The organism is Pseudolysinimonas sp. (genome assembly GCF_031389465.1).
Taxonomy (GTDB): Bacteria; Actinomycetota; Actinomycetes; order Actinomycetales; family Microbacteriaceae; genus Pseudolysinimonas_A.
On the sequence record NZ_JANMSQ010000053.1, the window covers coordinates 1 to 11,086 of the forward strand.

Genomic DNA, 11,086 nt, shown 5'->3' on the forward strand with positions numbered 1-11,086 from the left:
CTGGGTCTCGAGAGCATCGACCCGTTCGGCCGTGAAGCCACCGTGTGGAGCGTGTATGGCGCCGGGTACCTGTGTGTACCGCTCGTGCTGCCGATCCTCGGCCTCCTCTACCTGTGGCGTGGTCGCGCCCTCGGCGCGGCCGCCGCACCAAAGACGGCCGCCTGATGTTGCTTTTCGATGGGCTCGGCTCGGTGCCGGCCGGATTCGGGCCCAGTGCCGTCACGATCGGCAAGTTCGACGGCGTGCACCTCGGCCACCAGGGTGTTCTCGCCCAACTCAAGTCGCTCGCCGCCGAGCACGCCCTGCAGCCGGTCGTCGTGACGTTCGACCGTCATCCGTTCGCCCTGCTGCGTCCGGAGGAGTGCCCCGACGCGCTCGTGTCAAACGATCAGCGGGCCGAACTGCTCGTCGAAGCCGGAGTGGACGCGACCCTCGTGCTGGAGTTCGACCGTGCCTTGAGCGAGCTCACCCCGCTCGAGTTCGCGGAGCGGATTCTGCACGACGCGCTCGATGCGCGGCTCGTACTGGTCGGCGCCGACTTCCGCTACGGGTACCGGGGCGAGGGTCGCATCGACACACTGCGGGAGCACGGCCGCACCTTCGGGTTCGACGTCGTGCTGATCGACGACGTGCTCGTCGAGGGCACGCGGGTGTCATCCACGAAGATTCGCGAGCACCTCGCCGCCGGTGACGTGCGGGCCGCAGCGCCGCTGCTGGGCCGCTACCCACGAGTGCGTTCGACGGTCGTACACGGCGATGCGATCGGACGTGAGATCGGCTTCCCGACGGCGAACCTCGACCCCGCGATGGAAGGGTTCCTCCCCGCCGACGGGGTATACGCATCCTGGGCCTGGATCGACGGCATCCGCTACGGAGCGGCCGTGTCGATCGGCAACAACCCGACCTTCGACGGCATCCCGGCCAGGCGTACCGAGGCCCACCTGCTGGACGCCAAGGTCGATGCCTACGGAAAGGTGATCGAGCTCGACTTCGTCGAATACCTTCGTCCGATGGTGAAGTTCGATGGGGTCGACACGCTGGTCGCCGCGCTCGCCGCCGACGTCGATCGCATCCGCGCGATCCTGGCGACCGAGGCGACTGCGTAGGGCTCCGGCGGGCGACGCACCCCGCTCCTAGAATCAGTGCCATGCCCGGTCTGATTCGTCGAAGCGACATCGACGAAGTGCGGGCTCGCACCAACATCGCCGACATCGTCGGCGACTTCGTGACGCTGAAGAGCGCGGGCGTCGGGTCGATGAAGGGGCTGTGCCCGTTCCATGAGGAGCGCAGCCCGAGCTTCCATGTGCGGCCCCAGGTCGGCCTGTACCACTGCTTCGGCTGCAACGAGGGGGGAGACGTCTTCTCATTCCTGCAGAAGATGGACCACGTCACCTTCGCCGAAGCCGTTGAGCGACTTGCCGGGCGACTCGGCTACGAGCTCCATTACGAAGACGGCGGGCAGGCGAGCGATCATGGCAACCGCGCCCGGCTGCTCGCTGCGAACGCGGCCGCCGAGAAGTTCTTTCAGGCCCAACTCGGCACACCGGCGGCGCAGATCGGCCGCGACTTCCTCGGGGCACGAGGATTCGACGCTGCAGCGGCCGCGCAGTTCGGTATCGGGTTCGCCCCAAAGTCGTTTTCGGCTCTCGCCGACGCGCTCAAGGGTCAGGGGTTCACCGAGGCCGAGTTGCTCGGCGCGGGTCTGCTGTCGAGCGGAGACCGCGGCAACGCGTACGACAGGTTCCGCGGCCGGTTGATCTGGCCGATCCGGGATGTCACCGGGCAGACCGTCGGGTTCGGTGCCCGAAAACTGCTCTCTGATGAGGACGACAAGGGTCCGAAGTACCTCAACACCCCCGAGACGCTCGTGTATCACAAGAGCCAGGTGCTCTACGGGCTCGACCTCGCCCGGCGCGACATCGCCAAGGGCAAGCAGGTCGTCGTCGTCGAGGGCTATACGGATGTCATGGCGTGCCACCTCGCGGGTGTCACGACGGCGGTCGCGACCTGCGGCACGTCTTTCGGCGTCGATCACATCAAGGTGATCCGCCGCGTGCTGGGGGATGTCGACAACTCCGACACGGCAGGCACCGGCGAGGTGGTGTTCACCTTCGACCCCGACGAAGCCGGGCAGAAGGCTGCGAGTCGCGCGTTCGCGGAGGAGCAGCGGTTCGCCGCGCAGACCTTTGTCGCGGTCGCCCCCGACAACCTCGACCCGAGCGACCTGCGCACCCAGCGCGGCGACGACGCGCTGCGCAAACTCATCGCCGACCGCAAACCGATGTTCGAGTTCATGATCCGGCGGGTGCTCGCCCGCCACGACCTCGAGACGGTGGAGGGTCGGGTCGCCGCCCTGCGCGCAGCCGCCCCGGTCGTCGCCGGCATCCGGGATCGTTCCCTCAGCGACGGATACGTGCGCAACCTGGCGGGCTGGCTGGGCATGGATCCCGCCGAAGTGGGCCGGGCGGTGCGTGCCGCGAAATCGGCCCGACCGGCCTCGGCGCCACCGGAGGCGGGGCCGGATGCCGAGGCAGCCCCCGCGGAGGTGCGGCTTCTCGACCTCCCGACCGACGTGGAAACCCGGATGGAGCGCGACGCGCTCCTCGTCATCCTTCAGTTGCCCCAGGCGATCGGCCGGGAGCTGATCGAGCGCGCCGTCGCGGTGCGCATGCGCAGCTCGATTCTCGACGTGGTGCGCGACGCTGTGGCCACGTCGATCGACTCGTGGGATCGGCCCGACTGGATCGCGCGCATCAACGAAGCGGTCCCGTCACGCTTCACCGGGCTGGTGGCGCAGCTCGGGGTCGCGCCGATCCCGGAGACGCGCGAAGCGAACCTCGACAAGTACGCGCGTGCTCAAGTCGCCGACCTCGTTGCGGTCGACCTGTCTCGCCGCAAAGCCGACCTTCAGGGGGCGTCGCAGCGCGCGGCGGCCGAAGGTGACGGCGCTCGGGCGCGCCGGATCCAGGTCGAGATCGCGGCTCTCGAGACCGAGCGTCGCAAGTTGCGCGCAGGCTGACTGTGTTATGACTGTTAGGCCCGCGCGACCCCTAGGTGCGGACCTTTCCCGAGGAGTCAGCCGATGAGCCGGATCCTGCCCCGGCGCGCGATCGCCGCCGCGACCGCCCTCGCCATGATTGCGACGCTCGGCGCCTGCGCGACCGGAGGTTCGGTCTCGAGCCCGATCCGGGTCGGCTGGAGCGGAGAGATCCCGCCGCTCGATCCGGCCGCGAGTGACACGTTCAGCTCGTTCGCATTCCTCACCCAGATCTATCCGTCGCTGCTCGTCGTCGAGGCGGATCAAGCCGACCCGGTGCCCGAGATCGCCGAGTCCGCCGAGTGGACGGAAGTCGGTGTCTACACCGTCGTGCTCAAGCCCGGGCTCGAGTTCGCCAACGGAAACGAGCTGACGACTTCTGACGTCAAGTTCAGCCTCGAACGTCAACTCGCCCTGCAGTCGGAAGACGGAGCCTGGCGCAGCCTCACCAACCTCGAGAGCATCGAAATCGTCGACGACACGACCGTCGAGTTCCACCTCGGGGGGACGGTGGACATCGGCTTCCCGTTCGTGCTGGCTGGCCCCGCGGGGCTCGTGCTCGACGAGGAGGCTTTCTTCGCCGACGAGCTCACTCCCGACAACGACATCGTCGATGCCCAGGCGTTCGCCGGACCGTACGCTCTCGAATCGGTCAGCGACGACGAGCTGACACTCACGCCCTATGTCGGTTTCGGCGGCGCACCGCTGGCGGCGTCGACGCTCCTGCTGCGCGCGGGTGAAGGCGCCGACCTGGCCCGTCAATTGAGCGAGGGATCGATCGACGTGCTCACCGGGCGCCTCGACATCGACAGCATCGAGTCGCTCGTCGATGACGAAGGGGTCGACCTGGCGCGCGCATCTTCAGGTCGGGTTCGGCTGCTCGCCTTCGACTTCGCCCACATGCCGTTCGGCTCTCGCACCGAGGCCCCCGACGCCGCGAAGGCTGGGGCCGTGCGCACCGCGATCAGCGAAATCGTTGACCGGGAGGCGCTCGCCGACTCGATCGGCAGCAACTGGGTGAAGCCGCTGCACGGCTATCTGTCCGACGGCATCCCGGGCGCATCCGATGCTTTCACGGCCCTGCATGGCGATGGCGAGGGCGGGCCCGACCTTGAGCTCGCGGCCGCTGCTCTCGCGGCGGCCGGCATCGTCGAGCCGCTCGAGTTGAGCATCCATGTCGATCTCGATCAGGTGGGCGATCCCGGAAGTCTCGAGGTCGCCGGTCTGGCCGAACAGCTCGACGACAGTGGCCTGTTCACCGTCACCGTCATCGAGACGGATGCCGACGGCCTCGGTGCTGCGCTTGTCGCGGGCGAGGTGCAGGCGATGTTCACGAGCGTGCTCCCGGCCACCGGTGACCCGCAGGACTACGTCGAGCCGTTCCGCTCCGCCGGCCTGTTGGCTCCAGGCTTCACCGATGCCACTGTTGATTCGCTGCTGGTGCGGGGTTCAACGGAAGCCGACCCCGAAGTGCGCGCGGCGACGCTGCTCGAGACGCAAAACGCGATCGCGGCGCAGCTTCCCGCCATCCCGATCACCCAGGGCGTACGCGTGGTGTTTGTGCGCGGCACCATCTCGGGGTTTGGTCTCGACGACGCCCAACCGCTCGACCTGAGCCGTCTGCGTCGCTGACGACGGCTGAGTAGCTGACGACGGCTGAGTAGCTGACGCCGGGGCGGCCGGGGTAGCGTGGCAGCGTGAGTGAGGTCGCGGTTCGGGCAGACGACCTGACCCTCGGTTACGGCGACGATCGACCCGCGGTCAGCGGTGTCTCGTTCGAGATTCCGCTCGACGGCATCCTCGGCGTCGTCGGCCAGGCAGGGTCGGGTAAGAGCACGCTCGCGCGCGCCGTAGCCGCCCAGTCGGTGCCCGGGGAGCGCACGGCTCCGCACATCATCGGCGGGCACCTGCAGGTGCTCGGCCGCGAAATCCGTGACCTGTCGCCGCACCGACGCGACAAACTCGTGCTCAAGGTCGGCTATCTGCCGCAGGACGGCGGCAACACCCTCGAGCCGCACCTGACGGTCGGCGAGAACGTCGCCGCTCCGATCTACCAGCGCGACGAGAGATACGACAGGCACAAGGCGGGTGCGCTGGTCGCGCAACTCGTGGATGCCGTCCGCCTCCCACTCGTCGTCATGGCGAAGATGCCCCACGAGCTCTCGCGCGGGCAGCGGCAGCGCATCGCCCTCGCGCGCGCCCTCATCCTCGAACCCAACCTCCTCGTCGCCGACGACCCGACGATGGGTGTCGACGTTCTGGTGCGCGGCCGCATCCTCACCGTCATCGCCGACCTGCAACGCGAGCGCGCCTTCTCGGCCCTGGTGATCGGCCACGACCTGCGCGAACTGCGCACCATGACCGACCAGATCGCCGTCATGCACGAAGGCATGTTCGTCGGCTACGGCCAGGCCGACGACGTGCTCGACAACCCGCTGCACCCCTACGTCGAGGCTCTCGCCGCCACCACCCGGTGACGTGGGCGGGCGCCGGGGTTTGCTAAGCTGTGGAGGCTGTTCACGCAGCTCTTCCTCGATAGCTCAATTGGCAGAGCAATCGGCTGTTAACCGATAGGTTCTTGGTTCGAGTCCAAGTCGGGGAGCTGAAGAGGCCCGGAATCCTTGTGATTCCGGGCCTCTTGTGGTCTCGGCTCAGATGTGCGGAACGGACTGCAAAACCATTTCGGAAGCGTCGAAGTACTCGGACCAGTCGGGGAACGCGAGCACGAAATCTGGCCCCTTCACGGGGAAGACGCCGATCGATTCCAGCTCGCCATGTCCCACGGGGTCGCGTTCTTCGCTCTCGTAGGCACCGGGCTCAAGGTCCGGAAACGGTTGAACCCATCCGGCCGACGTGAGGATGCCGAGCACCTGCGACTCGTCGGCGCCGGACGTCACTCCGAAAACCTGGACCATGATGTCCCCGGCAGCCGACTCGCGCTCCACCCGGAAGACGCAACCTTCGTGCACCGTGTCGTTGAGCGCGTCCGGTCGGAAGGCATAGGCCGGCTCCTCGATCAACCTGACCTCGGTGAAGTCGCCGGCGGGCTGGGTTTCGAGATGCGTCGTGAGCGTGTCGAAGAAGTCCTCGGGACACGACCGCTCAGTGGTCTGTGGATCGGCTGATGTCGGTGCGGCAACTTCTGGCGCCAGGGTGGAAGAGCAAGCTGCCAAACCCAAGAGGGTGGCGACGAACCCGAGAAATGCTGCTGACCGCTGCATGGTATCGAATGATAAGTGATCCTCACTGGCGGGGGAAGTTACTCCCGCGGGACGATTCCGCCGCGCCGCCGCGCGCGTAACATCGGGGCATGCCGCGCCCCACACACGTCTCTGGGCAGGGCGAGCACGGGCCGCCTGGCGGGGAGCGCGGAGGATGGCTTCGCCCACCGCCTCCGGACTGGCGCGCTCCGAAGTGGGTCACCCTGTGGGTGCCGGTCATCGTGTCGTTCGTCATCCAGGGTCTCGCGGCCGGGTGGACGATCCGGGTTGGCGACTACGCACCCCGCGAAGCGCTCGGCATCCTCGGTCTGGCTCTCGTCGGCCCGCTCGCCCTGATCGGCGCCCGACGCTTTCCCGGGCCGGTCGTCGCGGTGATATCGCTCGCCGGGGCACTCGACCTGTTCGTCAACGCGAACGGCGGACCGCCCTACGTGGCCCTGGCGTTCGCGATCGTTTCGGCTATCGTGCGCGGAGCCCGGGTGTGGGCCTGGGCGTCGGTCGGCGCATGTTGGGTCGCCACGGTGGGGGCCGCCGTGATGCTCGGCCGCGAGGATTGGACCCCGGGGCGCATCGCCAGCACAACCCTCGGCATCCTGATCGTCTTCGGCATCGGCGAGGGAATCCGAAGTCGCCGCGACCGCGCGGCCGAATACTGGCGGCTGGCGCGTCAGCGAGAGCAGAGCGAGGTGCAGGCCGAGCGCGTGCGGATCGCCCGCGAACTGCATGACGTGCTGGCTCACTCGCTCAGCCAGATCAACGTGCAGGCCGGGGTCGGCCTCCACCTGATGGACCGCCAACCCGACAAGGCCGCCGAGGCGCTCGCGAGCATCAAAGAGACGAGTAAGTCGGCTCTGGACGAGGTGCGCTCGGTGCTCGGCGCGCTCCGGTCGGAGGGCAATGCGGATGCGCCGCTCGTTCCCGAACCGGGGCTCGACCGGCTGCCCGCGCTCGTGGGCGCGATCCGCGGCGTCGAGGTCACGCTCGACGACCGAATCGGCGACGCGCCGAAGGCGGTGCAGCTCGCGATGTTCCGCATCGTGCAGGAGTCGCTCACGAACGTCACCCGCCACGCCGACGCAACCCACGCGACGGTGCGGCTGTGGACCGAGGCTGGCGCGTACCGTGTCGAGGTCGTCGACGACGGTGCCGGTTCGACCGCCCCGGCGAGCGAGACGGGCGGCCGTGGGCTGCTCGGGATGCGTGAGCGCGCTGAGTTGCTCGGCGGCCACCTGTCGGCCGGCCCGGCCCACAGCGGACCGGCAGAGGACGGCGGCTTTCGGGTCTCCGCCACGATCCCGATGGAAGGCACCCGCTGATGACCGACAGCATCCGCGTCGCGCTCGCCGACGACCAGCACCTCATCCGCGCGGGCTTCAGCAGCCTCTTGGAAGCCGAACCCGACCTCGAGGTGGTGGGGGAGGCCGCGACGGGTCGTGAGGCGGTCGCCCTCGTGAAGCGCACGAAGCCCGATGTGGTGCTCATGGATATCCGGATGCCCGACGGCGACGGGCTGTGGGCGACGGAGCAGATCGTGGCCGACCCAACCCTCGCGGGCACCCACGTAGTCGTCGTCACCACCTTCGAACTCGACGAGTACGTCGCGCAGGCGATCCGCGCGGGGGCGAGCGGATTCCTCGTGAAAGACACCGAACCGGTGGAGCTCATCCGCGCCGTGCGGGTCGTCGCCGGCGGGGATGCCCTGCTCAGCCCGAGCGTCACGAAACGGCTGCTCGAACGCGTCGCGGGAACCCTCAACGATTCTCCGGACACCCGGCCGCTCGAACCCCTCACTGGACGGGAGCGCGAGGTGCTCTCGCTCGTCGGCCTCGGCCTCACCAACGAAGAGATCGGCGGGCGCCTGTTTCTCAGCCCCCTGACCGCGAAAACTCACGTGTCGCGCATCATGTCGAAGCTGCTCGCCCGTGACCGGGTGCAACTCGTCGTGATTGCCTACGAGACGGGCCTCGTGAAGCCCGGCCAACCCTGAAGGTCAGTTCTGAGGCGTCGAAAATGGTCACTCGGGGGAGTCGTGAGCGACCGCGTTTGACGCCTCAGGGAGTAGTCGGATCGCTCCCGGCGGCGGATTCGCGCCGCAGCCTGGTTAGCGAGAGTGGACACGTCGGATCCCATCCCGGGATCCGCAGAAACGGAGTTTCTCGTGTTCACCGCTCTCGCATTGAGCGCAGCCGCCTTCCACCCCTACCAGGGAGGAGGGCTGTTCTTCGTTCTGATCCCGCTGTTCTGGATCCTCCTGTTCGTTGTGTTGCTCGCGATTTTCGGTCGCCGCATGCGCCGCCGCGGTGGCTCCTACGGCTATGGCTACGGCTACGGCCCGCACGCCAGGCACGCGGCGCAGGCCGCCGCCGAGTCGGTGCTCGCTCAGCGCTACGCCAACGGCGACATCGACGAGAAGGACTACCGCGCCCGCCTCGAAGTGTTGCGCTCCAGCGGTCCCGTCCCGCCCGCGAAGTAGCGAGCCGAAGTAGCCGAACCGCAGCCCCGACCGGGATAAACTGACCGGTCGGGGCCGCGGCATGTGTCACCGGCGGAGCAGGAGGCACCTTTGGACGCGATCACCGTCGTGCTCGCCGCGTTCGCGGGGGCCCTCGTCGTCGTGGCACTTGCGCTGTTCGTGCTCTGGCGCCGAGCCCGTCGGGCGGCTCTCCGGAACGAGTTCGACCGCTCGACGGCCGACCGCGAACGGCTCGACCTGGAATTGACTCTCGCCGAGCAGACCAGCCGGCTGCGCATCGTGCGCGAACTCCACGAGCTCGTCGTGCACTCGATCTCGGTGCTGATCAGCCACGCCGACGGTGCCCGGTATGCGGCATCCCAGGATCCGTTGGTCGCCGCCCGCAGTGCAGCGGTCATCGCCGACACGGCGCGTGCAACGCTCGCCGACCTGCGTCGGGTCATGGCGCTCTCCCGCGAGGGTGAGGCCACCGCTGGCCCTCAGCCGCGACTCGCAACCGTGCGCGACCTGTTCAAGGTCATGCGGGATGCCGGCCTCGATGTCGAGTTCCGGGAGTCGGGCGAGCCGATTCACGTGCGGCAAGGGGCCGAGCTGGCGATCTACCGCATCCTGCAGGAGTCGCTCGCGAACGCTCTCTCTCACGGCGGCGAGGGCACGCAGGTGCTCGTCTCGTTCACCTGGAACGACACCGGCCTCGAACTCGTCGTCGCCGACGATGGCGCCCGGGCCGCGGCGCGTCGCGAAGGGCTCGACCCCGACGAGGTGGCCCGGGAACGGGTCTCGAGCCAAGACGACGACCTCGCCGCACTGACCCAGGCGCCGACCGGCCGCGGCCTGACCGAGATGCGCGAACGAGCCGAACTCTATGGCGGCATGCTCAACACGATCGTCACCCCCGGCGTCGGATTCACGGTGAGTGCGATCTTCCCCGCAGTGCGTGACCACAACGGCATCGAGGGCGTCAAGCTAGGCACCGCGTGAGCCCGAGAGCCACGCGCCCGAAGCGCGTGTCGCGGCCACCGGTGCGGATGCTGCTCGTCGACGATTCACTGTGGCAGCGCGAAGGCTGGACGCTGCTGTTCGGCTCGCAAGCGGATTTCGAGGTCGTCGGTCAGGCCAGCGATGGCGCACAGGCTCTCGCTCTCGCCCGCAAGGAACGGGTGGATGTCGTGCTCATGGACATCCACATGCCCCGGGTGAACGGCCTGGTCGCGACCGAGCGCATCCTCGGCGATGATCGGGTGCTGGCGAACGGCCGGGCGCCGCGCATCATCCTGGTCGCGAACGTCGACCTCGACGACCATGTGCCTGCCGCCGCCATCGCGGGTGCCTACGCCGTGCTCTACAAGGATGCCGAGCCCGAGGCGCTGTTCGACGTGATCCGCGAAGCCGCCCTCGCCCACCCCGAGCGCTGACGCGGCCCAGATCGCCGGTGAGACCTTAGTCCTGCTCGACTCACATCCTGAGGGCGCAGGATGGCCGCATGTATGCACCCGTCGACGAGACGACCATCGATCGAATCGACGCCTGGTGGCGGGCCGCGAACTACCTGAGCATCGGGCAGATCTACCTGCTCGCCAACCCGCTGCTGCGTGAACCGCTGACCCGCGACCACGTCAAGCCGCGTCTGCTCGGGCATTGGGGAACGACCCCGGGTCTCAACTTCCTGTACGCCCACCTCAACCGCGCCATCCTGGAGCGCGACCAGAGCACCATCTACATCGCGGGGCCGGGGCACGGCGGCCCGGGCATGGTGGCGAACGCCTGGCTCGACGGCACCTACTCCGAGGTCTACCCCGACATCGATCGGTCGGAAGCCGGCATCGGCCGACTGTTCCGGCAGTTCTCGTTTCCCGGCGGAATCCCGAGCCATGCCTCGCCCGACACCCCGGGGTCGATGCACGAAGGCGGCGAATTGGGCTATGCGCTCTCGCATGCCTACGGGGCGGCGTTCGACAACCCCGACCTGCTCGTCGCGTGCGTCATCGGCGACGGCGAGGCTGAAACCGGTCCGCTCGCGGCGGCGTGGCACAGCAACAAGTTCCTGAACGCCCGGCAGGACGGCGTCGTGCTGCCGATCCTTCACCTGAACGGGTACAAGATCGCGAACCCGAGCGTGCTCGCCCGCATCCCCGAAGACGAGTTGCTCGCCCTGATGCGCGGCTACGGCCACCAGCCGTTCCTGGTGTCGGGCGGCTTCGACGGTGAGGACCCGCGGGCCGTGCATGCGCGTTTCGCGGCAGTGCTCGACGAGGTGCTCGACCGAATCACGGCGATCAAAGCCGCGGCGGCGGCAGGGGACGAGTCCCGGCCGACCTGGCCCATGATCATCCTGCGAACCCCCAAGGGCTGGAC

General features: G+C 68.4%; 10 protein-coding genes, 1 tRNA gene and 1 pseudogene. 11 read left to right on the forward strand and 1 reads right to left on the reverse strand.

The annotated features are described in order from the left end of the window. Positions 1-164 precede the first annotated feature (164 nt). From RMO30_RS02060 to RMO30_RS02080, 5 genes are all read left to right on the forward strand, one after another. Positions 165-1,106, forward strand: a complete 942-nt coding sequence (locus RMO30_RS02060; RefSeq protein ID WP_309708858.1) for a bifunctional riboflavin kinase/FAD synthetase — start codon at positions 165-167, stop codon at positions 1,104-1,106. Between the two features lie 41 nt (positions 1,107-1,147). Continuing rightward, a complete protein-coding gene (gene dnaG / locus RMO30_RS02065) occupies positions 1,148-3,019 on the forward strand; it encodes a DNA primase (protein ID WP_309708861.1) in 1,872 nt (623 codons plus the stop codon). A 63-nt stretch (positions 3,020-3,082) separates the two neighbouring features. Then, positions 3,083-4,669: an ABC transporter substrate-binding protein gene (locus RMO30_RS02070; RefSeq protein ID WP_309708863.1), complete on the forward strand. Its 1,587-nt coding sequence runs from the start codon at positions 3,083-3,085 to the stop codon at positions 4,667-4,669. 65 nt (positions 4,670-4,734) lie between these two features. Then, positions 4,735-5,514, forward strand: coding sequence for an ATP-binding cassette domain-containing protein (locus RMO30_RS02075; RefSeq protein ID WP_309708866.1), 780 nt, complete (start codon positions 4,735-4,737; stop codon positions 5,512-5,514). 52 nt (positions 5,515-5,566) lie between these two features. Further along, a tRNA-Asn gene (locus tag RMO30_RS02080) sits at positions 5,567-5,639 on the forward strand. A 49-nt stretch (positions 5,640-5,688) separates the two neighbouring features. Here the strand turns inward: RMO30_RS02080 and RMO30_RS02085 are convergent. Beyond that, positions 5,689-6,258 carry a hypothetical protein gene (locus tag RMO30_RS02085; RefSeq protein WP_309708869.1) on the reverse strand — a complete coding sequence of 190 codons (570 nt, stop codon included), beginning with the start codon at positions 6,256-6,258 and terminating at the stop codon, positions 5,689-5,691. Between the two features lie 89 nt (positions 6,259-6,347). Here RMO30_RS02085 and RMO30_RS02090 point away from each other — a divergent pair, with 89 nt between their 5' ends. From RMO30_RS02090 to RMO30_RS02115, 6 genes and pseudogenes are all read left to right on the forward strand, one after another. Further along, a complete protein-coding gene (locus RMO30_RS02090; RefSeq protein ID WP_309708872.1) occupies positions 6,348-7,574 on the forward strand; it encodes a sensor histidine kinase in 1,227 nt (408 codons plus the stop codon). Next, positions 7,574-8,245, forward strand: coding sequence for a response regulator transcription factor (locus tag RMO30_RS02095; protein WP_309708875.1), 672 nt, complete (start codon positions 7,574-7,576; stop codon positions 8,243-8,245). The genes RMO30_RS02090 and RMO30_RS02095 overlap by 1 nt, the downstream gene beginning before the upstream one ends. A 171-nt stretch (positions 8,246-8,416) precedes the next feature. Next, positions 8,417-8,731 (forward strand): hypothetical protein, encoded by a 315-nt coding sequence (locus RMO30_RS02100; protein ID WP_309708878.1) that lies wholly within the window; start codon positions 8,417-8,419, stop codon positions 8,729-8,731. A gap of 90 nt (positions 8,732-8,821) precedes the next feature. After that, positions 8,822-9,712: an ATP-binding protein gene (locus RMO30_RS02105; protein ID WP_309708880.1), complete on the forward strand. Its 891-nt coding sequence runs from the start codon at positions 8,822-8,824 to the stop codon at positions 9,710-9,712. Then, entirely contained in the window at positions 9,709-10,146 is a 438-nt protein-coding gene (locus RMO30_RS02110; RefSeq protein WP_309708883.1) for a response regulator transcription factor, read from the forward strand. Before RMO30_RS02105 ends, RMO30_RS02110 begins: the two co-directional genes overlap by 4 nt. 68 nt (positions 10,147-10,214) lie before the next feature. Further along, positions 10,215-11,086: pseudogene (locus RMO30_RS02115) on the forward strand (phosphoketolase); the annotation flags it as partial.

Coding starts and splice junctions, on each gene's coding strand:
- RMO30_RS02060 (WP_309708858.1), top strand. CDS start 165: ATGTTGCTTTTCGATGGGCTCGGCTCGGTGCCGGCCGGATTCGGGCCC.
- dnaG (WP_309708861.1), top strand. CDS start 1,148: ATGCCCGGTCTGATTCGTCGAAGCGACATCGACGAAGTGCGGGCTCGC.
- RMO30_RS02070 (WP_309708863.1), top strand. CDS start 3,083: ATGAGCCGGATCCTGCCCCGGCGCGCGATCGCCGCCGCGACCGCCCTC.
- RMO30_RS02085 (WP_309708869.1), bottom strand. CDS start 6,258: ATGCAGCGGTCAGCAGCATTTCTCGGGTTCGTCGCCACCCTCTTGGGT.
- RMO30_RS02090 (WP_309708872.1), top strand. CDS start 6,348: ATGCCGCGCCCCACACACGTCTCTGGGCAGGGCGAGCACGGGCCGCCT.
- RMO30_RS02095 (WP_309708875.1), top strand. CDS start 7,574: ATGACCGACAGCATCCGCGTCGCGCTCGCCGACGACCAGCACCTCATC.